The sequence below is a fragment of the Duganella sp. genome (assembly GCF_039595735.1).
Lineage (GTDB): Bacteria > Pseudomonadota > Gammaproteobacteria > Burkholderiales > Burkholderiaceae_D > Rugamonas.
Genome location: NZ_JBCNLB010000026.1, coordinates 1 through 22583 on the forward strand (window position 1 = coordinate 1; position 22583 = coordinate 22583).

Genomic DNA, 22583 nt, shown 5'->3' on the forward strand with positions numbered 1-22583 from the left:
TGATCGGTGCAGTCATGCACAAACTGGCACATCTGATCTATGGCGTGATCCACACTGACAAGCCCTTTGATCCAAATTACTTAACCAAAGGGCTTGCTATTCAAGACGGTATCTGACCCCGGAGTTTAGACGAGCTTGGCGGAGTGCTCGCGCGTGGCGTGGAACTGCAGCTTCGGCCAGCGTTCCTGCGTCAGGCGCAGGTTGACGCTCGATGTCGCCAGGTAGGCCAGGTTGCCGGCCGCGTCGTACGCTACGTTGTGGCCCAGTTGATCTTCAAAGTCGGCCAGCGCTTTCTTGTCGTCGCTCGATACCCATCGCGCGCTGCTGATGCTGGTGCCTTCAAACACGGCATCCACACCGTACTCGTTCAGCAGGCGGCTTGCCACCACCTCGAACTGCAGCACGCCGACCGCGCCCAGTACCAGCTCGCCACCCTGCACCGGCTTGAACACCTGCACCGCGCCCTCTTCGCCCAGCTGCTGCAGACCTTTGTGCAGCTGCTTGATCTTCAGCGGATTGCGGATGCGCACTTGCCGGAAGAAGTCCGGGGCAAAGAATGGAATGCCGGTGAAGGTCAGCATTTCGCCTTCGGAGAACGAGTCGCCAATCTGCATATTGCCGTGGTTGGGCAGGCCGATGATGTCGCCGGCGTACGCCTCTTCCACCTGCTCGCGGGTGGATGCCATGAAGGTCACCACCGACGATACCTTCACCTCCCGCCCCAGGCGCAGGTGCTTGACTTTCATGCCGCGCTCAAAACGGCCCGAGCACACGCGCAGGAAGGCGATACGGTCGCGGTGCGCCGGGTCCATATTGGCCTGGATCTTGAACACGAAACCAGTGAACGGCTCTTCCTTCGGATCGACCGCGCGCACGGTGGCGTCGCGCTCGCGCGGCGCCGGCGCCCAGTCCACCAGTGCCGACAGAATCTCGCGCACGCCGAAGTTGTTGATCGCGGAACCGAAGAACACCGGCGTCTGCACGCCTGCCAGGAATTCCTGCAGGTCGAACGGATGCGAAGCGCCATTGACCAGTTCTACTTCCATGCGCAACTGATCCATCTCCAGCGGGAACATCTCCTGCAGGCGCGGATTATCTATGCCTTCGATGATTTCAAATGCGCCGTCAGCACGCTCTTCGCCAGCCTTGAACAGCATGATGGTGTCGTTCAGCAGGTGGTACACGCCGCGGAAGTTCTTGCCCATGCCGATCGGCCAGGTCACCGGCGCGCACTGGATCTTCAGCACCGATTCCAGCTCGTCCAGCAGTTCCAGCGGGTCGCGCGTTTCACGGTCCATCTTGTTCATGAAGGTGACGATCGGCGTGTTGCGCATGCGGCACACGTCCAGCAGTTTGATGGTCTGCGCTTCCACACCCTTGGCAGCGTCGATCACCATCAACGCCGAGTCGACCGCGGTCAGCACGCGGTAGGTATCTTCCGAGAAGTCCTGGTGGCCCGGGGTGTCCAGCAGGTTGACCACGTGATCGCGGAATTCAAACTGCATCACCGATGATGCCACCGAGATGCCGCGCTGCTTTTCGATCTCCATCCAGTCCGACGTGGCGTGACGGCCCGATTTACGGGCCTTGACGGTGCCGGCCATCTGGATCGCACCCGAGAACAGCAGCAGCTTTTCGGTCAGCGTGGTTTTACCCGCGTCCGGGTGGGAGATGATGCCGAAGGTGCGGCGGCGCTGTACTTCGCGCGCGATCAGGGCCGGCGTCTTGGCGCTGGCCGCTGGCGACACGTCGTCGTCATTATTGTCGGGGATTGTGTTTTCGGTATCGTTGACCATGTTGGGGGCGAGCTAAGGCGGTTCTGCAAACCCTCGATTATACCTCTTATTGTCCTTTAATACGACGCCATCCGACCCGGTGCGCCTCTGCCGTATCCAGTTCCTTGGTGCGGCTGGTGGCGTTGCTGCCGTCGGCAAAGGTGGTGATCAGTTTCAACTGCCCGCTCGGCAGGCGCACGATGATGAAACCGACCGCCGCCGAGGTGTTGGACAGCGTGGACCCGGCCGGGTCGCCATTCACGCCCTGCCCGGTGCACACGTCCACCTGGTACAGGTTACTGGTGCCGCCCACCGAGCACGCCGACGACGAGGATGGAATATTGGTGATCACGTTGGCCACGCCGCTGACGATTTGCGGATCGAGGTTCATGCGTTCGCCAGCATTCAGGCTCCAGTTGAAGTACCAGCCATCCTTCTGCGCCAGGTCGACCGGGTTGCTGGTGACGCCGTAGGTGACCACGTTGCTGGACGAGCCCTGCACGCTCAGGGTCTGCTGCACCAGGTTGGAAGTCGGAATGCTGCCCAGCGCATTGCCGCTGTCTTTCAGCGCGAACAGAGTCTGCACGTCGGTGTTGGAGGTATCCGGCACGTCCAGCAGGCGGCCGGTGCCGAACAGGACCATGCGCACCGCGCTGGTCCGGGTGCTGCTGGCGCCGCTGGGGTCGGTGCTGGTGACCGGCACGCCGCACTGGGTCACGTCCGGACGGGTGGTGATCGGCTTGCTGACGCCGGCGTCGCCCATCTTCAGCACCGAGATGGCGCCGCTGGTGGCGGTCAGGTCGAAGCGCCACATCGCGCCCAGCACGTCACCGCCATACACATAGGTGACCTTGGCATCGGCCAGCGGATCGCTGCTGATGGCGGTGATCTTGGCCAGGCCGGATGGTGTGGTGGTGTCGCCGGAGTTGGTCCTGGCGCGCGCCAGGATGTTGCCGGTGGCCGCGTCGACGATGAACAGCACGCCGCCGCCGCTGCCAGTGCCGACGCCGTCGCTGCCCGGAATATTGTTGTAGCCGGAGGTCAGGAACACCACCCACTTGTCCTGCCAGATGCCGAACTGCGGATTGCCAAAGCTCAAACCGAGGTCGGGGTCATTGTGCTGCGGGCAGACGGCCGCATCGGCGCACAGCTCCCACATCACCTTGGGCGCGGTGGGATCGGTCACGTCCAGCGCGTAGAAGCCGCGGCCGCCGGCGTTCAGGCCGCCCACCAGCATGGTGCGCCACTGGCCGCCGATCTTCACATCCGCCACCTCGGGCGAGCCGTCGGCGGTGAACTGGTGGTTGGTGCCATAGGTGGTGCTGGCCAGCGCCGCCATCTTGCTCATGACGATGCGCGGCACGTAGGCCCAGCGTTCATCGCCGGTGGCGCCGTCAAACGCGTGCAGCATGCCGTCGTTGGCGGCCACGAACACGGTGCCGGGACGGTTGGCGTAGGTGGTCTTGTAGTCGGTGTAGGCGGTGTCCGGGTAATTGTTGTGCGGTTCGCGCAGATAGGCCGGCTTGGAGGAGGCGATGTCGCCAATCACGATCGGCACCGTGACGCCATTGGCGTCGGTGGTGGTGCTGTAGGCGCGGAACAGGTTGTCGTCGGCGTAGTCCTGCACGCCGCGCAGCCAGTTAACCATGTTGACGCCGCTGTTGACGGTGGCCTTGTCCGCCGCCGACAGCAAGGTGCACTGGCTCAGGATGCTGCATTTGTTGGCAAACCACAGCTTGGTGGCGCCGTCCATATTGTCGTACGTGAACTCGACCGGATCGGTGCCGGGCGCCTGCGCCGCCTGCATCATCTTGATCTTGCGGGTGGCGATCGACTTGCCGACGGTGGTGCTGGTGCTCCAGGTCGGCGTCTTGATCACCTCGCCGGTGGTGGTGTCGATCTTGCGGTCGGTCAGTTCACCGTACCAGCGCACCGTGGTGAAGGTGGCCGAGAAGATGTCGTTGTCGGTCAGCGTGATATTCGGCGTCGAGGTGGCCGCCGCCGCCGCTGCGCCGGTGCGCACCTGCATATTGGACAAGGCTTCGCGCAGCCCGCTGACCACGTCTTTCGGGTCTTGCGCACTGAAGTACTTGCCATGGCCGTTGATGGCCGCGTGCCACAGGTCGTCCACCCGTTCCTGCACCGTGCTGGCGGTGTTGGTGGTGTCCGGATCAGGCCAGACGTAGGCGCCGCCGCCATTCCACGGGCAGCCGGTCGGCGCCTGCGTGATCAGGTTGTAAAAGTCGCCGCCCGGCTTGGGCGCGGTGTCGTAGTTCGGCTCATAGGTCATGACGCCGTCCACGCCCAGGCCCAGCGTGTAGGTGTTCATGTGCAAATGGGTGTTCTCGCCGTTGGCGGCCGGCACCGAGCCCGGTTTGCTCATGTCCGGCTCCAGCGCCGGCCGCAGCGATACCGTGCCGGTGCTGGAACCGCCGTTGTACCAATGCAGCGCCACGTCCGCGATCGAAGGCTGGGTCTGCGCCCGCTTGTCGACGCAGCCGGAAGAAATGCTGCAGAAGCGCGCGCTGTTTTCCACGTTGTCATTGTTGACCACGTTATTGGTGCTGGCGCCATTCCAGTAGCCGTCGGTGGTCAGGATCAGGAAGTTCGGCTGGCACGGGTACTGCACCACTTCCTGCCCGCTGGCGTAGTTGTAGGGCGTGAGGTTGGCGAACATGCGGCCGACGTTGTCCATGGCGGTGCGGATCGGCGTCGAGCCGGAGGTGGTGGTGGCGTACAGCGTGGTGTACCAGGTGGCGCGCGCACTGCCGGTAAAGTCGGCCGGTTTCAGGTCGATGGCACTGCCGGCGCCGGCGTTGGACAGCTTGACGTAGCCCACCTTGTAGTTGGCGGTGATCGGCGAGAACGCGATGCCCACTGACGTCTTCATCATTTGCAGGCGGCTCTTGTAGTAGACGTACCAGTTGGCGAAGTTGGTCATTTCCTCCGCATAGCTGCAGGTGGCGCCGGCACAGTCGGTGCGGTCCACCGATTTCGGATAGGTCTGGCCGCTGACGATGTTTACCCGCACAAACGGATTTCGCGCGCCGGAGCCGGCCGACAGCGCCGCGGTGGTGGTCGGAATGGTGTCCATGGTGGCCGGCGTGGTGCTGGACGTCAGCGAACCGGCGTTGGTGACCGCGCCTATCGTCAGCGCGCCAGTATTGCTCAGCGCCCCGCTGTCGACCACGCATACGCTGTTGGCCGGCAGCGTGTTGACGCAGTTGCTGCTGGTGCCGGCGTACGCCTTATAGGTGCCGCCGGTGCCGATCTTGGCAATGAACAGGGTCGCCACCTGCGCCGCCGTCTGGTTGCGGCCGATGGCCAGGCTGGTGCCATACAGGTTGGTGCCGTTGTACTTGCTGAGATCCATGGCCGGCGAGCCGCTGTTGGCGGTGGTGCCGCTGAAGGTCACGTAGGCCGGTGCGATGCGGGTGGTGGTGGCGCTTACGGTAAAGCCCCAGCCGGCGCGCGAGCTGTCGCTGACGGTCACGCAGTTGCTCAGGTTCTTGGCGCCGGTGCAGGTGACCGGCACCACCGCCACCACATTGTCGGCCGTCAGGGTAATGCCAAACACGCTGCAGGCCGGCACGCTGGGCTGGCCGGTCGGCGTCCTGACGCAAGCGTAGTACTGGTTGGTGGTGTTGCGGGCGATGATGTTGGCAGCCACGGTGCTGGCCAGGGTCTGCTGCTTGAGCGCGGTGTTGGTGCCGGTGCTGGCGGTCATACTGCCGCTGGTGAGGTTGACGCTGCCGCTGGCTTCGGCAATCGCGATATTGGTGATGCTGAGCGAGCTGGCGCCAGCCGAGGCGCCAATCGCAATGGTGCCGTACGATGCCACCGCGCCGGACGGTGCGGAATAGCTCGGATAAATAAAGCTGCCCACGCGCTTGCCCTGGCACTGGGTCAGCAGCCGGTCGCTGCACCAGCGCACCTTGACCGGCACCGGATAGCCGGCCGGCGCCGCCGCGCCGATGGTGGTGGACTTGCAGTTCTTCATGGTGTCATCGACGCAGTATTGGCCGACGCCGATGGTGTAGTAATACGGTCCGGTGGTGATGTCCACCGGCGAGCGGTAAGTCGCGTCCGGGTAGCTGTAGGTCGAGGTATTGAACTGGCAGACGCCGCTGCTGCTGGTGCACCATTTCAGGTCCGGAAAACCACTCACCAGATTGATGTTGTTGCTGCCGGTGTTGCCGAACAAATCGGCCCGGCGGGCGCCAAAACCATCGTTGCTGACCACCGTCCAGTTGCTGGTGTTGGCGGCGTTCTGCTCGGGGTAGTAACTGCCATCCGATCGGATCGGCACCTGGTAGTGGATGGCCGGGTTGTAGTACTGCTTGTTGAAATCCGGACTCATGAACGGCGGGTGGCCGACGTTGCACGCCATCACGCCCGCCTGCAGCGACACATTGCTGCGGCACAGGCTGTCGTTGACGTAGTCCGGCGTGTAGGTCTGGTCCATCGAGCCGGAGTTATCGAACAGCAGCATCAGATTGGGCTTGACGGTGCCGGTGCCGGTGATGTTCAACAGCGGCACCTGGGCGATCTGGGTTGGCGCGGCCCAGGCAGGCACGGCGATCAGGCAAGCCAGCAGGATAAAGAGCTTCTTCATGATGATTCCTCAAGGACCTTTCATGATGACGGCCTGCGTCACCACGTTGCCGCCGCGCGGACCGAACACGCGCGCCGTCACCACGTAGTGGATCTGCGCCGCGACGGCCAGGTTGGAAGCATCGACTTTCAGCGTCTCGCCCAGCGCGCGCGGGCCGGTGGTGCCAGGCCGCGGCGCCGTCAGCTGGCAGCGGTTGTTGTTTTCGTCGTATGCGCCCGGCAGGTTGCACATGCGGTGGATCACGTACTGCACCCGGTTGCCATCGGTGTCAGGCGGCAAGGTGACCGCGCCCAGCCAGAAGTTGGGATTGCTGACCGCCCAGTTGGGCGGCAAGGTCGCCACGTAGCCGGCCGCCGCCTGGTCGGCCAGCAGCAGGTTCTTGTTCGGCACTGTGCGCAGGTAGGTGAAGCCGGCATGCAGGCCGGCGTCGGCGGCCTTGGTCAGGGCCGCCTCGTAGGCCAGGTTGGAGGTGGTCAGCGTGCTGGAAGTGCTGGACTTGAGCAGGTAAATGCTGCTGACCATCATCACCGCCAGCATGATGAGCATGATCGGCAAGGCAATCCCGCGCTGATATCGGAGCTGTTTCATGGCCGGAACTGGGAATTAATAATGGGCACGACGGTCTCGAACACCCGGTAGCGATAGCACTTCCAGTCGATGGTGTCGCCGCCAACCGCCACGCTGACCTGCATCGGCACCGGCGCCACGCCGGACGGTACGGCATTGCCGAACACCGTCGGCTGGACCGTGGTGGCGCTGCAGGCGCCGCCCGGTGTCGGTTTCTCGATGGTCTTGCTGCGCGCCACCACCGCGATGCGCACGGCTGCGATGCGCTGGTAGTCGCCGGGGCCGCCGTTGACGCCGTCGTTGTCGGCATCCATCATGGTCGGGCTCCAGACCGTGATTTGCATGCCGCCATTGGCGGTCGGCAGCATTTGCGTGCCATTGCCGGCCGGGTTGGGATCGTAGTTGGGCAGCGCGCGGTTATCAAAGCCATACTGCGCCTTGATCGACACGATATTGTCCGCTACCGAAGCACCGGCCTGCTCGGCGCCGGCCAGGTCGGTGGCGCGCAGCAGCAGAATGCCGTTCTGCACCGACCAGGTATGGAAATGCAGCAGGTCCGGCTGCCCCAGGTTGTACATGAAGGTGACGTTCTTGGCATAGCCCTGCGCCATGCTGGCGCCGGGGTTGTAGCGGAACTGGGCGCCGCCGGCCAGCAGGAACTCGGCGTCGCGGCCATTGGCCGGGTTCAGGCCGGCCATCTGCATGATGGTGCACGGCCGGTCCGGTGCCTGCGGCGCCACCACCAGCACGTCGCCGGGGTTGTAGCCATACGGGCTGCGCTGGGCGCTGGTCACATAGCTCTCGCCGTTGTAGTCGGCTGTCATCATGATGGAGCCGACGCCGGCGTTGGCGCTGCCGCTGTTGAACGAAATCACGTCCGGCGCGGGGCCGTTGGACTGGATTACAACCGAGGCCAGCGGCGTGACATCGACGCCATCCTGCTTGGCGCCCAGCAGTTGATAGCCGCGCTGGTCGCTGAAAATGGTGTTGCAGCCGGCCACGGTGCGGTCGTTCAGGCCCCAGCCGGCGGTGGCGGCATCGCCGCTCAGCGAAAACATGGCCAGCATGCCGTTTTGCATGGAATCCGAGCCACCCACAGCGGCGTCCTTGTTGGCTTCGCCGCTGATCACCAGCCGCGTGGCAAACAGCAGCGCCAGCATGCCGATCACCACACTGACCATCAATTCGACCAGCGAGAAACCGCGACGGCGATGTTGAGCGGGCGTTTTCATGTCAGCGCGCGATGTAGGAAGTGACGCGGTGGCGGTTCTGCTCGCTGTGCGCTTTGCGCTGCCAGCGAATCGAGATATCCACCTGATAGCGGTTTTGCGCCGGCTGGTCCTGCACCTGCACCGACAGCGTCGCCCCCGGAATATTGCGGCGCGTCTCGGTGGCCCACGCCGTCAGTTGCGCGTTCGGCGTGCCGCCTTCGGTTAGGTTGTATTGGGCGATGTTCGGCAAATCGGCATTGATCACGCCGATCAGCTTTTCCGCCGCCAGCGTGGCCTCGGCGCGCGCGCCGGCATCCGACAGCGCCGAATAGGCGCGCGCCTGCAGCCCCACCGTCCCCAGCAGGCCGATGCCGAGGATGACGATGGCCAGCATCACTTCCAGCAGGGCGATACCGCCCTGGCGGCGTGGGCGTTGGGCGATGGTGTTCATGGCGGGCAGGCCCGGTTATCGGTGGCATCCAGCGTCGGATCGCACTTGGTGGCCATGCCGGCCAGCGTAATGGTCAGCGCCACCACCGGCACGTTGTGCGCGTACTGGGTCGATGGATCGAGCCGCAGCTGGGTCAGACGCGGCGCAAAAGTGGTGTCGACCCAGCCGGTGGCGGTGTAGTATACCTGCGAGGCGCCGGCCGGCACCGTGGTCGGCAGCAGCACCTCGGACGACGGCAGCGAGTCGGCCGCCCGGAAGATGGAGCGGAAGCCGGCCGCCCCCTCCGGGTCATTGGCGGCCGGCGCGGCGGTGGTGGACCAGCTGTCATCGCCTGGCGCGCAGTTGGTGTTGGCGCCGACGAAGCAGATGTCGACCTGCCAATCCATCTGGCCGGTGTTGACGTTGGGCGTGAGCGAAATGCGGCTGAAGGCATTATGCGACACCGCCTGGCGGCGCGCCATGCTGAAGCCCTCGGCGTAGAACTCGCTGGCGCTGCGCGCGCGGTTCGACAGCAGCCAGTTGCTGGCGTTGGGAATACCGATGGCCAGCATGATGCCGAAGATGGTGATGGTGACCAGCAGCTCGATCAGCGTAAAGCCGGCCTGGCGCGTCAGTTGGAACATACCCCACCCTTGTGGTCGACCCAGCACGAGGCGCTGGTGCCCCAGCCGGTGGGACTGCCGGTGGTGGCGCGGGTGCCGCTCTCATTCAGGGTGTAGACGAAGCCGGCCATCTTGCCGGTGCCGGTGGCGGTAATGGTGTAGGTGGACGCGGTGGCGTTGCTCAGCGCATAGGTGAAATTGGTGGTGGCCGCCGGGAAGGCGGGCGAGCCGTCAAAATTGGCATAGGTGCGGTTGTTGGACCAGTACTGCTCGGCCGCCGTCTGCGCCCCGCCCAGCGCGGTGAAAGCCTCGCTCATGCGGCCGCGCGTGACGTAGTCGCTGTAGGCCGGCACCGCCACGGCCAGCAAGATGCCGACGATGGCCACGGTAATCATGACCTCGATCAGGGTAAAACCTTGCTGGATGCGTTTCATGGACCTGCTCCTCATGACGGAATCTTATGCGTTGCAGTGTAGCCCGGCTGGCTGTCATTTCCCTGAGGAAATCCTGACAAACCCCTGACAAGCGCACAAAATCACGCAAATTTCACGCTGAACAGCACGCCGCGGCCGCTGGGCGGGTCGGCAATCGTCAGCCGGGCGCCGTGGACGGTGGCGATGTCGCGCACGATCGCGAGGCCGAGACCGCTACCATGGGTCTTGTCGTCCAGCCGCACGTAACGGCTGAACACCTGCTCGCGCATGGCCGCGGGAATGCCGGGGCCATTGTCCTCCACCGTCAGCAGGCCGGGGCGCACGGTCACCGTCACGGCGCCGTGCGCCGGCGTGTAGCGGATGGCGTTGTCGATCAGGTTGTCGATCAGGTCGCGCAGCAGGAAACGGTCGCCGGTGACGGTGGCCGGCGCCAGGTCGAAGCCGATGTCGATCGACTTCAGCGTGGCCTGGTCGACAAAGCCCTGCACCGCCTCGGCCACCAGCGCATCCAGTGCCAGCGGCTCCAGCCGGGCTTTTTCAAAGTGCTGCGGCTCGGCCCGGGCCAGCGCCAGCAGCTGATTGGTCTGCCGTATCATGCGCTCGGTGGCCGACAGCATCAGGCGCACGGATTGCGCCGTCTCCGGCTCGGCATGGCGTGCGCCCAGCCATTCCAGCTGGGTCCTGAGGCCGGCCAGCGGCGTGCGCAGCTGGTGCGCCACATTGGCCAGGAAGTCCTGCCGCGCCTGCGCGCCCTCGCCCACCTTGGCCAGCAGGCCGTTGAAGGACGACACCAGCGGCTCCAGTTCGTACGGCACATCGCCGGTGGCCAGCGGCGCCAGGTCGTCGCCATCGCGCGCGTTGAGGTCGGCGCGCAGCCGGCTCAGCGGCCGCAGGCCATTGCTGACCGAGAACCAGATCAGGCCGACGCAGCCCAGCCCGATCACAATCTGCACCAGAATCAAAGTGCGCAGCACCGCCTCGCGCAAATGCGGCGACGCCAGCGTGTAGGCCAGCGCGCCGGCGCCCAGATTCATCAGCAGTACCGGCGGGATCACCCATTTCAGCAGGCGCAGGCGGATGCTGCTCATGCGCCAGGCTCCAGCATGTAGCCGAAACCGCGGATGGTGCGGATGCTGACGCCGCCGTCGGCAATCTTCAGCCGCAGACGCGAAATATAGACTTCCACCGCATTCAGGGTCAGGTCGTCGCCCCACGGCAGGATGGCGTCAATGATCTGCTGCTTGGACACCACGCGTGACGGATGCTGTAGGAGGAATTCCAATACCGCCCATTCGCGCACCGACAATTCCACCACCTTGTCGCCGACGTGCGCGCGCTTGGTGGCCACGTCCAGCGACAGCCGGCCCAGCGCCAGCCCGGTTGGCGGCGGCGTGTGGCGCCGCGCCAGCGCTTTCACGCGCGCCACCAGCTCGGCGGTGGCGAACGGTTTGACCAGGTAATCGTCGGCGCCCTGCTCCAGCCCGCGCACGCGGTCCTCGACCGCATCGCGCGCGGTCAGCAACAGCACCGGCACGGCGCTGCCGCGCGCGCGCAGGCGCCGCACCACCTCGAAGCCATCCATGCCGGGCAGGCCGATGTCCAATACCACCACCTCGGCCACGCCGGCGCGTTGCAGGAGCAGATCGGCCTGGGCGCCATTGCCGACCACGTCCACCGCCATGCCGTGGCTGCCCAGTACACGGCTCAGGCCGTCGGCCAATACCGCATCGTCTTCCACTACCAGTACATGCATAATCGTGCGCCACATCGTCGGGAGTTATGCCATTATGCCGCTGCCTCTCCGAGAAAGACAGTGGCCCATGTAGGACCAGGACTACAAGCGCGCATGTCCTGCGCCTACATTTTGGCGTCCCCTGATCTTATGTTCGCCAATTAACAATCCTCATAAAGTTACGTCAACACGTAACTTGCTTTATGAGGAACACCATGACGACCAAACTCGCGCCCCGCGCCGCCTCCCTGAGCGGTGCCCAGCAGAACGAATTACTTGCCGCCCTGCCGCGCGAAGTGCTGGAATCCCTGTTTGAACACCTGGAACTGGTACAACTGCCGTTTGGCAAAGAGCTGTTTGAATTCGGCACGCAGATGGAATACGTGCACTTCCCCACCACCGCCATCGTCTCGCTGCTGTATGTGATGGAAGATGGCGCCACCACCGAAATTGCCGTGGTCGGCCATGAAGGCGTGGTCGGCGTCTCGCTGTTTGAAGGCGAGCGCGCCATGTGCAGCGCTGTGGTGCAGGCGGCCGGCTACGGCTACCGCCTGAAGGCCCAGCACCTGCGCGACGCCTTTGCCAAGGGCGGCTCGCTGCCAGCCCTGCTGATGCGCTACAACACCGCCCTGTTCGCGCAAATGGCGCAGAACGCCGTCGGCGGCCGTCACAGCTCGATCGAACAAAAACTGTGCCGCTGGCTGCTGGACCGCCTGGACCGCTCGCCATCGAATTCCCTGAAGGTGACCCAGGAAATGATTTCCATCATGCTGGGCGTGCGCCGCGAAAGCATCACCGCCGCCGCCGGCAAGCTGCAGGACGACGGCCTGATCACCTACCGCCGCGGCAACATCACTGTGCTTGATCGCTCAGGCTTGGAGGCGTATGCGGGCGAGTGCTATAAGGTGGCGAAGACGGAGTTTGATCGTCTGCGCGTTGATGTAGCGCGCTGCTGATCACTTCACTGATGGCCGGCGGCAGCTCAACCCGCTTGTCCGTCTCGGGCGGACGCTCGCGCAACGGGATCGCCACCTCGATGCAGGTGCCGGTGTCGTTGCGGCCACGGCGGATGTTGAGCGTACCGCCCAGCAGCAAGGCGCGCTCGCGCATGCCCAACAGGCCGTGCGACATCGGCTTGATGATGGTGTCGGAGGCGATGCCGATGCCGTCGTCAATAATCCGCAACATCAAGCCTTCGCCATTGCGGTTCAGCGTCACCGTGACGCGGCTGGCCTTGGCGTACTTGCGGATGTTGGTCAGCGATTCCTGCACGATGCGGAACAGCGCAATCGACAAGTCGCCGGAACGGTGCGTCAGCGCCTCGATCTCGGCCGCCACATTGCAGTCGCAGCGCACCTGCGACAGCCGGCTGAACTCCTCGCAATAACTCTCGATCGCCGCGCACAGGCCCAGATTGTCCAGCAGGCTGGGGCGCAGGTTCTCCACGATGCGGCGCTTCATTTCCACCGTCTGCACCAGCGTGCCGCGCGCGCGCTTGAGCTGCTCGGCCAGTTCTGGATGGGTATTGCGCAACTGCTGGGTGACGGCGGCGATATCCATGCTGATCGAGGTCAGGTTGGCGCCCAGCTCGTCGTGCAATTCACGCGACAATCGCACCTTCTCTTCCTCGCTGATGCTGATCAGGTGGCGCGACAGCACGGACAACTGCTCGGTACGCTGCTGCACGGTCGATTCCAGGTTTTCATTGGCCGACTGCAGCGCGTGCTCGACCGCCGCGCGGTGCGCAAAGCTGCGCCGCACCATCTGGTAAAACATGATCAGCACCAGGATCGCCACCACATTGATGCCCACGCCCAGCAGCACCGCTTTCTGGTACTCCTGATAGAACATGGCGCTGCGCGCATTCAGCGTTTCATTCTGCTCTTGCTCCATGATGACCACCAGCAGACGGATCTCGTCCATGCTGGCGCGATCGTCGCTGAGCTTGGCGATCTTGACGATTTCCTGCAGGCCGCCATCGCGGTAGACATCCAGCGCCTGGCTCATGATGCTCAGGCGGCGGCGCACCAGCGTGTGCAGCTGCGCCAGGTTCTTCAGCTGCGATGGGCTGTCGGCCAGCAGCTTTTCCAGTTCCTTGAATTCGGTTTCGCTGTCAGCCAGCGCGGTGCGGGTCGGGCCGAGGTAAGCTTCGCGGCCGGACAGGAAATAGCTGCGCATGCTGCTTTCGGCATCCAGTACCAGCACGTTCAGGTATTGCAGGCGGTCGGCCACGCGCGCAGTCTGGCTGAGCAGAACCTGCGCGCCGCGCAGCGCTTGCAAATTGTTGAACAAACTGAAACCGTTGACGACCAGCAGCAGCGCGCAAGTCACGCACAAGACGGTCTTGTACAGCGGCAAGCGATGATGTGGCGCTGTTTCGACGGTGAAATACATCCATTTCCTTCACAGTGTAGGCAAGCAAATTATAGACTGGAAGAAAAATCAGTGCGCTAGCGCACACCGGCAAGCGTGCGCAATCAGTCAAGCAAGTTGTTTTTCATGGCGTAGTAGGTCAGGTCCGAATTGGACTGCATGCCCATTTTTTCCATGATGCGTGTGCGGTAGGTGCTGACAGTTTTGATGCTGAGCGACAACGCCACACCGATGTCCGACACGGTGGCGCCGCGCGCCAGCCGCAAGAACACCTGGAATTCGCGGTCCGACAGCTCTGTGTGCGGCGCCGTGTTGGGGTCGCGGTCAAAGCTTTGCGCCAGCAATTCGCCAACCTGCGAGCTGACATAGCGGCGCCCCTGGTACACCGTGCGCACCGCCGTGATCAGCTCGTCGGCCTCGCATTCCTTGTTCAGATAGCCGTTGGCGCCCATCTTGAACAGGTTGAGCGCATACTGCTGCGCCGGATAACCGGACAAAATCAGCACCGGCAGGTCCGGCTGGCCCTGGCGGATGGTACGCAAGGTATCAATCCCGCTTTGATCCGGCATGGCAATGTCGAGCAACAGCACGTCGCAAATTTCGCGGCGGGCGATGTCCAGCGCTTCGCGTCCGGTCCCGGCTTCCGCCACCACCTCGAAATCATCCGAGGATGAGAAAATCTGTTTAAAGCCTGCTCTTACAATTTGATGGTCGTCACAAATGGCAACGCGTATCATTGTTTCCTCTCGTCGTGCCCGGTTCAGCCCGGGCTATCCGCCACCGTGCATCAGCTTGCGCTGATAATCGAATAATATTGAAAGTATAGCAGCAATCATATCGCCAGCCGCGCTTTGCGCCTGCGGTGCGCGACCTTTTCAGCCCTGTTTAAGCAGGTCGAGGATGGCCAGCAGTTCGGCGCGGATCATCTCGCGATCCAGCGGCGGCAATACGGCCGGCGGCGCACCATGATCGGCTGCGCTTGATTCTTGCCCGGCACCCGCATGGCCACGGCTGTCCAGTTTGTTGCGGGCGCCGCTGATGGTAAAGCCCTGTTCATACAGCAGCTCGCGGATGCGGCGGATCAGCAGCACCTCGTGGTGCTGGTAATAGCGGCGGTTGCCACGGCGCTTGACCGGCTTGAGCTGGGTGAATTCCTGCTCCCAGTAACGCAGCACGTGCGGCTTCACGCCGCACAGCTCGCTCACTTCGCCGATCGTGAAGTAGCGCTTGGCTGGAATCGGCGGCAGGACGACCAGTTCGGACTTGGCGAGACGATCGTTCATCGCAGCTCAGCTCCTGTCAGGCGGCGCGCGCCATCGGATTGCTCTCTTCCACCATGCCCTTGAGTTTCTGGCTGGCGTGGAAGGTCACGACGCGGCGCGCCGTGATCGGGATTTCCTCGCCGGTTTTCGGGTTGCGGCCAGGCCGCTGCGGCTTGTCGCGCAGCTGGAAGTTGCCGAAACCGGACAATTTGACGGCTTCGCCACGCTCCAGCGCGTTGCGGATCTCGTCAAAAAAGGTCTCCACCATGTCCTTGGCCTCACGCTTGTTCAGACCGACCTGCTCGAACAACAGTTCGGCCAGCTCTGCCTTGGTCAGCGTGGGCAAATCTTTTTCCGCATCCTGGCGCACCTTGGCAACCTGCATGGCCCGGTGCAGATCGGCAGCCAATGCGGATTGGAGTACGGCGGAATCAACGTCGTTGTTATTAATTTTCCAGCCCTGCCTTATATCAAAAATGAACAAGTCCGGCACAGGCCGGACTCCCGATTAGTCAAAAATGCAACGGTTACGAGCGCAGGCGCGCGCCATGGTTTTGCCTGGCGGCGTCGCCGGCGGCGGCCATCACAGCCTCCACCACGTCGTCTTGCAGCGTGTTTTGAGTATCTTGCAAGCTAAAGCGGAAAGCAAGCGATTTTTCGTCTGCCTCCAACCCTTTGCCACGATATTCATCAAACAAAACAATGGCTTGCACAATCTTGCCTTGAGGGATTGCTTGCACAGCAGCATTAAATGCGTCCAGCAAATGCTGTGCCGGAACATCTTGCTTGACTACCACAGCCAGGTCGCGGGTGGCGCCCGGGAACTTGGAAATCTCGTCATATTTTGGCACAGGTCGTTGCTGCAAGGCAATCGCCTCGACTTCAAACACCACCGGCGCATTTGGCAGTTCGTATTTCTGCAGCCAGCGCGGATGCAATTCGCCAATGAAGCCAATCACTTTGCCATCCAGCAGCACGTGGGCCGACCGGCCTGGATGCAGCGCCGGATGCTCAGCCTTGACGAAGCGCAGTTGCAGCGGCGCGAACAGGTGCTCCAGGTCGGCCTTGACGTCGAAGAAATCAACCGCGCGGGTGGCCTGGCCCCACTGCTCGTCCACCACGCTGCCGTAGGCGATGCCGGCCACGCGTTTCGGCTGGTGGTAACCGGCCACCGTCAGCGGACCGTCGGCCACGCTGTCGTCACGCTGGTAGATGGCGCCGACCTCAAACGCGCGCACGCGGTTGGCCTTGCGGTTCAGGTTGTAGCGCACATTGGCCACCAGGCTGCCGACCAGGGTCGAACGCATGACGCTCAGTTGGCTGGCGATCGGGTTTTGCAGCTTGATCGGATTGCTGTTGCCGGCGAAATCCTGCTCCCAGGCCGCTTCCACAAAGCTCATGTTGACCACTTCCTGGTAACCGAGGTCGGCCAGCTGGTGGCGCACCGCGAACAGCGAACGGGTGTTTTCCGGCGCGATGATCATGGTATTGGCCGCCACCGGCGCCACGGTCGGGATGTTCTCGAAGCCGTACACGCGCGCCACTTCCTCGATCAGGTCTTCCTCGATCTCGATGTCGAAGCGGTACGACGGTGCGGTCACGCTGAACACGCCATCCTCCAGCGTGAACGGCAGCGCCAGGCGGGTGAAGATGTCGCCAATCACCTTGTCGTCCAGCGCCACGCCGATGACTTTCTGCGCGCGCGCGGTACGCATCCTGACCGGCTCGCGCTGCGGCAGGTTGACGATCTGGTCGTCCACCGGGCCGACCTGGGTGTTTGGCGTACCGCAGATTTCCACCAGCAGCGCGGTGATGCGCTCGATGTGCTCGACGGTGGTGGCGTAGTCGACGCCACGCTCGAAGCGGTGCGCCGCGTCGGTCGAGAAGTTGTACTTGCGGGCGCGGCCCTGGATGGCGTTTGGCCACCAGAACGCGGCTTCCAGGTAGATCGATTCGGTCTCCAGCGTAACGGCAGTGGCGTCGCCGCCCATGATGCCGGCCAGCGATTCAATTTCCTTGTCGTCAGCGATCACGCCGACCCACTCATCGATGTCGATGGTGTTACCGTTCAGCAGCTTGAGCGATTCGCCCTTGCGGCCCCAGCGCACATCCAGGCCGCCGTGGATCTTGGCCAGATCGAACACGTGGGTCGGACGGCCCAGTTCCAGCATCACGTAGTTGGAGATGTCCACCAGCGCCGACACCGAGCGCTGGCCGCTGCGCTCCAGGCGCTGCTTCATCCAGTCCGGGGTGGCGGCCCTGGCGTTCAGGTTGCGGATCACGCGGCCCGAGAAACGGCCGCACAGGTCCGGTGCCGAGATTTTCACCGGCAGTTTTTCATCCAGGTTGACGGCCACCGGGCGGAAGGTCGGCGCGTTCAGCGCGACGCCGGTCAGGGCCGACACTTCGCGGGCCACGCCCAGCACCGACAGGCAGTCCGCCTTGTTCGGGGTCAGCTTGATGGTGAACTTGAGGTCGTTCAGCGCGTAATAGTCGCGGAAGTTCTGGCCGACCGGCGCATCGTCCGGCAGTTCCAGCAGGCCGCTGCCCTCTTCCGACAATTTCAGTTCCTTGGCCGAGCACAGCATGCCTTGCGACTCGACGCCGCGCAGCTGGCCGACCTTGATCAGGAAGGGCTTGCCATCGGCGCCCGGCGGCAGCATGGCGCCGGCCATGGCGCACACCACTTTCAGGCCGGGGCGCACGTTGGGCGCGCCGCAGACGATGTTCAGCAGGGTGCCGGTGCCGACGTCCACCTGGCAGACGTTCAGGCGGTCAGCGTTCGGGTGCTTCATCATTTCGCGCACATGGCCGACCACCACGTTGGAAAACGGCGGCGCGACAGGTTCCACTTCTTCCACTTCCAGGCCGGACATCGTCAGCAGATGCGCCAGTTCATCCGAAGTCATCTTCGGATCTACCATGGTACGGAGCCAGTTTTCGGAGAATTGCATATAAACCTCTAGTTATCGTTTGCTGGTCGTACCGGCGGAAGCCGGTACCTATAGAACGCATGCGTTGACACAGCTCTGGCGTTCTATGGGTTCCGGCCTGCGCCGGAACGACGGTGGTGTCCGTTAGTTGAACTGCTTCAGGAAACGCAGATCGCCTTCGTAGAACAGGCGCAGGTCGTTGATCCCGTAGCGCAGCATGGTCAGGCGCTCCAGGCCGGAGCCGAACGCGAAACCAATGTACTTCTCAGGGTCCAGGCCAAAATTGCGCACCACGGTCGGGTGCACCTGGCCCGAGCCGGACACTTCCAGCCAGCGGCCCTTGAGCGGACCGGAGCCGAAAGCAATGTCGATCTCGGCCGACGGTTCGGTGAACGGGAAGTACGACGGACGGAAGCGCACCTGCAGGTCGTCGGTCTCAAAGAAAGCCTTGACGAAATTCAGATACACGCCCTTGAGGTCAGCAAAGCTGATGTTCTCGGCAATCCACAGGCCTTCCACCTGGTGGAACATCGGCGAGTGAGTGGCGTCGCTGTCGACGCGGTAGGTGCGGCCCGGCGCGATCACCTTGATCGGCGGCTGGTTGTTGCGCGCATAGCGCACCTGCATCGGCGAAGTGTGGGTGCGCAGCAGCAGCGGCTTACCTTGCGTATCGTTGCCTTCGATGTAGAAGGTGTCCTGCATGGAACGCGCAGGATGGTTTTCCGGGCTGTTCAGCGCGGTAAAGTTGGTCCAGTCGGTCTCGATTTCCGGGCCGTCGGCCACCTCGAAACCGATCGAGCGGAAGATCGCTTCCACCCGCTCCCAGGTACGCATCACCGGGTGGATGCCGCCGCCGGCGCGACCGCGGCCAGGCAGCGAGACGTCAATCGCCTCGGCGTTCAAACGGGCTTGCAGCTGCGCTTCGGCCAGCGCATCACGGCGCGCGGTCAGCGCGGCTTCGATCTGCTGCTTGGCGGCGTTGATCAGCGCGCCCTGCGCCTTCTTGGCATCAGGATCAAGCTTGCCCAAGCCCTTCATCAATTCGGTAATCTGGCCGGTCTTGCCCAGGTATTTGGCTTTGGCGTTTTCCAGTGCGGCGGCGTCGTCTTTGGCGGCGTCGAAATCCTGCACTGCTGAGGCGACGAGTTGTTCCAGGGAGTCCATGCGTTTTTCTTATCCTTGAATCAAAAACGGGGCACAGGTATGACCCTTGCCCCGTTCTCTTGCGTAAATCCGCGCTTAGAAATTAAGCAGCGATTTTAGCTTTAACGACGTTGACAATCGCAGCAAACGCTGGCTTGTCCATCACTGCCATATCGGCCAGGACTTTACGGTCCAGTTCGATCGAAGCTTTCTTCAGACCGTTCATGAATGCGCTGTAGGTCACGCCGTGCTCACGGGAAGCGGCGTTAATACGAGCGATCCACAGGCGGCGGAAGACGCGCTTCTTGTTACGACGGTCGCGGTAGGCGTACTGGCCAGCGCGCATCACTGCTTGCTTGGCAATACGGTATACCTTGCTGCGACGGCCGCGGTAGCCTTTGGCCAGGTTCAGTACTTTTTTATGACGGGCACGCGCAGTAACCCCACGTTTTACTCGAGGCATAGTAGCTCCTTAAATGAGTGTGAGATTAAGCGGATGGCATCATTGCGTAGACGCGCTGGACGTCGGTCGCATCGATGTTACGGGTGCCGCGCAGTTGACGCTTGTTCTTGGTCGTCTTCTTGGTCAGGATGTGGCGTTTGAAAGCCATACCCGACTTAACGGTACCACCTGGACGCACGCGAAAACGCTTTTTCGCGGAGCTCTTGGTTTTCATTTTTGGCATAGATATTCTGTCCTCTCGGACAGCTCCTATTAAACAGGATTACAGGTGGCGACCCAATGTCACGCTTAGATGCCTGCTCTCACTTGTTTGTGCAGCGGATGCGAGTCCACTACATTTACTACGGCCGAACATTATAGCGCAGAAAAATAAAAAAGGGCACTGGCGCGCCCTTTTTTTGCTTGTCTTTACGACAAAATTACTTCTTTTTCTTCGGCGCCAGCACCATGATCATCTGGCGGCCTTCCATCTTGGGGAACTGCTCGACCTGGCCATGCGGCTCCAGGTCGGCTTTCAGGCGTTCCAGCATACGGAAACCAATATCCTGGTGCGCCATCTCGCGGCCACGGAAGCGCAGGGTGATCTTGGTTTTATCACCGTCTTCCAGGAACTTGATCAGGTTACGCAGCTTGATATTGTAGTCGCCGTCATCGGTGCCCGGACGGAATTTGACTTCCTTCACGGAGATGACTTTTTGCTTCAATTTCGCTTCGTGAGCCTTTTTCTGCTCCGAATACTTGAACTTGCCGTAGTCCATCAGACGGCAGACCGGTGGAGTCGCGTTGGGCGCGATCTCAACCAGGTCGACGTCTGCCGCTTCCGCCAGGCGGAAGGCTTCGGCCAAAGTCACGATACCGAGCGGCTCGTTATCGACCCCAGTTAAACGCATTTCAGGGGCAGTGATTTCGCCATTGATGCGATGCGACTTGTCAGTAGCTATGGTGATTCCTTTTAAAATCTAATGAAATGCCAGTGCGATCAGGCCTTGTTGGCGACGTCTTGCTGAAGTCGCTCTATCAGGGCATCGACGGACATGACGCCCAGATCGACATTGCCCCGTGCCCGCACGGCGACGGTGTTGGCATCCCGTTCCTTGTCGCCCACCACGAGGATGTACGGCAGTTTTTGGACGGAATGTTCGCGTATTTTATAGTTTATTTTCTCGTTGCGCAAATCGGTCTGTACGCGGAACCCGCTGCGGCGCAGCTTTTCAGCCACTTGCTGCACGTAGTCGGCCTGCGCATCCGAAATGTTCAGCACCGACACCTGCACCGGCGCCAGCCAGGCCGGCAGCGCGCCGGCGTAGTTCTCGATCAGGATGCCGATGAAGCGCTCCATCGAACCGACGATCGCACGGTGCAGCATGACCGGCACCTGGCGGGTGTTGTCGGCCGCCACGTACTCGGCACCCAGACGCTCCGGCATGAAGAAATCGACCTGCATGGTGCCGACCTGCCATGGGCGGCCCAGCGAATCCTTCAGGTGGTACTCGATCTTCGGACCATAGAACGCCCCCTCGCCCGGCAGCTCGGTCCAGGTCACGCCGCAGGCGCGCAGGCCGGCGCGCAGCGCTTCTTCGGCTTCGTCCCAGATGGTGTCGGAACCGATGCGGTTATCCGGGCGCAGCGCCAGCTTGACTTCGATATTGTGGAAGTGGAAGTCCGAATACACTTCCATCGCTTGCGTGTGGAAAGCCACCACTTCCGGCTGGATCTGCTCGTGGGTGCAGAAGATGTGGCCGTCATCCTGGGTGAAGCCGCGCACGCGCATGATGCCGTGCAGCGCGCCGGACGGCTCGTTGCGGTGGCACTGGCCGAACTCGCCGTAGCGCAGCGGCAGGTCGCGGTACGATCGCATATTGCTGTTGAAGATCTGCACGTGGCCCGGGCAGTTCATCGGCTTCAGCGCGTACGAGCGGTTTTCCGACTCGGTCACGAACATGTTTTCGCGGTAGTTGTCCCAGTGGCCGGTCTTGCCCCACAGGCTGGCGTCCAGAATCTGCGGCGCCTTCACTTCCTGATAGCCGTTGACCTGGTACTTGTTACGCATGTACTGCTCCACCTGTTGCCAGATGGTCCAGCCCTTCGGATGCCAGAACACCAGGCCCGGCGCCTCATCCTGGAAGTGGAAGAAGTCCAGCTGCTTGCCCAGCTTGCGGTGGTCGCGCTTTTCCGCTTCTTCCAGCATGTGCAGGTACTGCTCCTGGTCTTCCTTTTTGGTCCAGGCGGTGCCGTACACGCGTTGCAGCATTTCGTTCTTGCTGTCGCCGCGCCAGTAGGCGCCGGCCAGCTTCATCAGCTTGAACACTTTCAGCTTGCCGGTCGATGGCACGTGCGGGCCGCGGCACAGGTCGGTGAAATTGCCTTCGCTGTACAGAGACACGTCTTCGTTGGCTGGAATCGAGGCGATGATTTCCGCCTTGTAGTTTTCGCCGATCGACTTGAAGTACGCCACAGCTTCGTCGCGCGGCAGCACTTTACGGGTGACTGGCTCGTCCTTCTTGGCCAGCTCGGCCATTTTCTTTTCGATGGCGACCAGATCCTCCGGCGTGAATGGACGCTTGTACGAAAAGTCGTAGTAGAAGCCGTTTTCAATCACCGGACCGATGGTCACCTGCGCGTCCGGGAACAGTTCCTTGACGGCGTAGGCCAGCAAGTGCGCGGTCGAGTGACGGATCACGTCCAGGCCTTCTGGATCTTTATCGGTAACGATGGACAGGTCGACGTTTTTATCGATCAGGTAAGAGGTATCCACCACTTTGCCATCGACTTTGCCGGCCAGTGCGGCCTTGCCGAGGCTGGTGGCGATGCTCGACGCCACTTGGGCCACGGTAACCGGGCCGTCGAATTCGCGGGCGGAACCATCAGGAAGGCGAACTGAAATCATAGTGATCTCCGGTGATTGAAAACGATGTTGGAAAAATTTGGACGAAAAAAAACGCGGGCTAGCCGCGTTTTTCTCTTTTTGACAAGCAAAAGAATCCCGTTGACTAGCGTCACTCCCAAAGCTTGGTAGTAGTTC

Annotated in this window: 20 protein-coding genes; 1 reads left to right on the plus strand and 19 read right to left on the minus strand. The window is 62.4% G+C overall.

The window, feature by feature from the left end; all coding sequences use genetic code 11:
- Positions 1-125 precede the first annotated feature (125 nt).
- The 9 genes from ABDW57_RS26225 to ABDW57_RS26265 form a co-directional block, all read right to left on the minus strand.
- Positions 126-1796: a peptide chain release factor 3 gene (locus tag ABDW57_RS26225; RefSeq protein WP_343733087.1), complete on the minus strand. Its 1671-nt coding sequence runs from the start codon at positions 1794-1796 to the stop codon at positions 126-128.
- A 46-nt stretch (positions 1797-1842) separates the two neighbouring features.
- Positions 1843-6390 (minus strand): PilC/PilY family type IV pilus protein, encoded by a 4548-nt coding sequence (locus ABDW57_RS26230; RefSeq protein WP_343733088.1) that lies wholly within the window; start codon positions 6388-6390, stop codon positions 1843-1845.
- A 9-nt stretch (positions 6391-6399) separates the two neighbouring features.
- A complete protein-coding gene (locus ABDW57_RS26235) occupies positions 6400-6978 on the minus strand; it encodes a hypothetical protein (RefSeq protein WP_343733089.1) in 579 nt (192 codons plus the stop codon).
- Positions 6975-8189, minus strand: coding sequence for a PilW family protein (locus tag ABDW57_RS26240; RefSeq protein WP_343733090.1), 1215 nt, complete (start codon positions 8187-8189; stop codon positions 6975-6977). The genes ABDW57_RS26235 and ABDW57_RS26240 overlap by 4 nt, the downstream gene beginning before the upstream one ends.
- 1 nt (position 8190) lies before the next feature.
- Positions 8191-8619 carry a prepilin-type N-terminal cleavage/methylation domain-containing protein gene (locus ABDW57_RS26245; RefSeq protein ID WP_343733091.1) on the minus strand — a complete coding sequence of 143 codons (429 nt, stop codon included), beginning with the start codon at positions 8617-8619 and terminating at the stop codon, positions 8191-8193.
- On the minus strand, positions 8616-9242 hold the full coding sequence (locus ABDW57_RS26250) for a prepilin-type N-terminal cleavage/methylation domain-containing protein (protein WP_343733092.1): 627 nt from the start codon (positions 9240-9242) through the stop codon (positions 8616-8618). Before ABDW57_RS26250 ends, ABDW57_RS26245 begins: the two co-directional genes overlap by 4 nt.
- Entirely contained in the window at positions 9230-9655 is a 426-nt protein-coding gene (locus ABDW57_RS26255) for a type IV pilin protein (protein WP_343733093.1), read from the minus strand. Before ABDW57_RS26255 ends, ABDW57_RS26250 begins: the two co-directional genes overlap by 13 nt.
- 101 nt (positions 9656-9756) lie before the next feature.
- Complete coding sequence (locus ABDW57_RS26260; protein ID WP_343733094.1) at positions 9757-10743, minus strand: HAMP domain-containing sensor histidine kinase; 987 nt, start codon at positions 10741-10743, stop codon at positions 9757-9759.
- Entirely contained in the window at positions 10740-11408 is a 669-nt protein-coding gene (locus ABDW57_RS26265; protein WP_343733095.1) for a response regulator transcription factor, read from the minus strand. Before ABDW57_RS26265 ends, ABDW57_RS26260 begins: the two co-directional genes overlap by 4 nt.
- Before the next feature lie 194 nt (positions 11409-11602).
- On the opposite strand from ABDW57_RS26265, the gene ABDW57_RS26270 reads away from it, so the two are divergent.
- Positions 11603-12343, plus strand: a complete 741-nt coding sequence (locus ABDW57_RS26270; protein WP_343733096.1) for a Crp/Fnr family transcriptional regulator — start codon at positions 11603-11605, stop codon at positions 12341-12343.
- Here ABDW57_RS26270 and ABDW57_RS26275 read toward each other — a convergent pair.
- From ABDW57_RS26275 to thrS, 10 genes are all read right to left on the minus strand, one after another.
- Entirely contained in the window at positions 12240-13781 is a 1542-nt protein-coding gene (locus tag ABDW57_RS26275) for a CHASE3 domain-containing protein (protein ID WP_343733097.1), read from the minus strand. The two genes, ABDW57_RS26270 and ABDW57_RS26275, sit on opposite strands and share 104 nt — an antisense overlap.
- Before the next feature lie 83 nt (positions 13782-13864).
- A complete protein-coding gene (locus ABDW57_RS26280) occupies positions 13865-14497 on the minus strand; it encodes a response regulator transcription factor (protein ID WP_176649866.1) in 633 nt (210 codons plus the stop codon).
- 138 nt (positions 14498-14635) lie between these two features.
- Positions 14636-15043: a MerR family transcriptional regulator gene (locus ABDW57_RS26285; protein WP_343733098.1), complete on the minus strand. Its 408-nt coding sequence runs from the start codon at positions 15041-15043 to the stop codon at positions 14636-14638.
- 16 nt (positions 15044-15059) lie between these two features.
- Positions 15060-15407, minus strand: a complete 348-nt coding sequence (locus ABDW57_RS26290; protein ID WP_019919772.1) for an integration host factor subunit alpha — start codon at positions 15405-15407, stop codon at positions 15060-15062.
- Positions 15408-15549: 142 nt separating this feature from the next.
- On the minus strand, positions 15550-17976 hold the full coding sequence (gene pheT / locus ABDW57_RS26295; RefSeq protein ID WP_343733099.1) for a phenylalanine--tRNA ligase subunit beta: 2427 nt from the start codon (positions 17974-17976) through the stop codon (positions 15550-15552).
- A 123-nt stretch (positions 17977-18099) separates the two neighbouring features.
- Positions 18100-19119: a phenylalanine--tRNA ligase subunit alpha gene (gene pheS, locus ABDW57_RS26300; RefSeq protein WP_343733100.1), complete on the minus strand. Its 1020-nt coding sequence runs from the start codon at positions 19117-19119 to the stop codon at positions 18100-18102.
- Between the two features lie 82 nt (positions 19120-19201).
- Positions 19202-19561: a 50S ribosomal protein L20 gene (gene rplT, locus ABDW57_RS26305; RefSeq protein ID WP_092271776.1), complete on the minus strand. Its 360-nt coding sequence runs from the start codon at positions 19559-19561 to the stop codon at positions 19202-19204.
- A gap of 25 nt (positions 19562-19586) precedes the next feature.
- Positions 19587-19784, minus strand: a complete 198-nt coding sequence (gene rpmI / locus ABDW57_RS26310) for a 50S ribosomal protein L35 (protein WP_056156036.1) — start codon at positions 19782-19784, stop codon at positions 19587-19589.
- A gap of 196 nt (positions 19785-19980) precedes the next feature.
- Positions 19981-20520, minus strand: coding sequence for a translation initiation factor IF-3 (gene infC, locus ABDW57_RS26315; RefSeq protein ID WP_343733119.1), 540 nt, complete (start codon positions 20518-20520; stop codon positions 19981-19983).
- A 20-nt stretch (positions 20521-20540) separates the two neighbouring features.
- Positions 20541-22448, minus strand: coding sequence for a threonine--tRNA ligase (gene thrS / locus ABDW57_RS26320; protein ID WP_343733101.1), 1908 nt, complete (start codon positions 22446-22448; stop codon positions 20541-20543).
- Positions 22449-22583 lie beyond the last annotated feature (135 nt).

What these genes read in the sequence shown, in the direction of transcription:
- ABDW57_RS26225 (WP_343733087.1), bottom strand. Translation starts at nt 1,796, where the DNA reads ATGGTCAACGATACCGAAAACACAATCCCCGACAATAATGACGACGAC.
- ABDW57_RS26230 (WP_343733088.1), bottom strand. Translation starts at nt 6,390, where the DNA reads ATGAAGAAGCTCTTTATCCTGCTGGCTTGCCTGATCGCCGTGCCTGCC.
- ABDW57_RS26235 (WP_343733089.1), bottom strand. Translation starts at nt 6,978, where the DNA reads ATGAAACAGCTCCGATATCAGCGCGGGATTGCCTTGCCGATCATGCTC.
- ABDW57_RS26240 (WP_343733090.1), bottom strand. Translation starts at nt 8,189, where the DNA reads ATGAAAACGCCCGCTCAACATCGCCGTCGCGGTTTCTCGCTGGTCGAA.
- ABDW57_RS26245 (WP_343733091.1), bottom strand. Translation starts at nt 8,619, where the DNA reads ATGAACACCATCGCCCAACGCCCACGCCGCCAGGGCGGTATCGCCCTG.
- ABDW57_RS26250 (WP_343733092.1), bottom strand. Translation starts at nt 9,242, where the DNA reads ATGTTCCAACTGACGCGCCAGGCCGGCTTTACGCTGATCGAGCTGCTG.
- ABDW57_RS26255 (WP_343733093.1), bottom strand. Translation starts at nt 9,655, where the DNA reads ATGAAACGCATCCAGCAAGGTTTTACCCTGATCGAGGTCATGATTACC.
- ABDW57_RS26260 (WP_343733094.1), bottom strand. Translation starts at nt 10,743, where the DNA reads ATGAGCAGCATCCGCCTGCGCCTGCTGAAATGGGTGATCCCGCCGGTA.
- ABDW57_RS26265 (WP_343733095.1), bottom strand. Translation starts at nt 11,408, where the DNA reads ATGCATGTACTGGTAGTGGAAGACGATGCGGTATTGGCCGACGGCCTG.
- ABDW57_RS26270 (WP_343733096.1), top strand. Translation starts at nt 11,603, where the DNA reads ATGACGACCAAACTCGCGCCCCGCGCCGCCTCCCTGAGCGGTGCCCAG.
- ABDW57_RS26275 (WP_343733097.1), bottom strand. Translation starts at nt 13,781, where the DNA reads ATGTATTTCACCGTCGAAACAGCGCCACATCATCGCTTGCCGCTGTAC.
- ABDW57_RS26280 (WP_176649866.1), bottom strand. Translation starts at nt 14,497, where the DNA reads ATGATACGCGTTGCCATTTGTGACGACCATCAAATTGTAAGAGCAGGC.
- ABDW57_RS26285 (WP_343733098.1), bottom strand. Translation starts at nt 15,043, where the DNA reads ATGAACGATCGTCTCGCCAAGTCCGAACTGGTCGTCCTGCCGCCGATT.
- ABDW57_RS26290 (WP_019919772.1), bottom strand. Translation starts at nt 15,407, where the DNA reads ATGCAGGTTGCCAAGGTGCGCCAGGATGCGGAAAAAGATTTGCCCACG.
- pheT (WP_343733099.1), bottom strand. Translation starts at nt 17,976, where the DNA reads ATGCAATTCTCCGAAAACTGGCTCCGTACCATGGTAGATCCGAAGATG.
- pheS (WP_343733100.1), bottom strand. Translation starts at nt 19,119, where the DNA reads ATGGACTCCCTGGAACAACTCGTCGCCTCAGCAGTGCAGGATTTCGAC.
- rplT (WP_092271776.1), bottom strand. Translation starts at nt 19,561, where the DNA reads ATGCCTCGAGTAAAACGTGGGGTTACTGCGCGTGCCCGTCATAAAAAA.
- rpmI (WP_056156036.1), bottom strand. Translation starts at nt 19,784, where the DNA reads ATGCCAAAAATGAAAACCAAGAGCTCCGCGAAAAAGCGTTTTCGCGTG.
- thrS (WP_343733101.1), bottom strand. Translation starts at nt 22,448, where the DNA reads ATGATTTCAGTTCGCCTTCCTGATGGTTCCGCCCGCGAATTCGACGGC.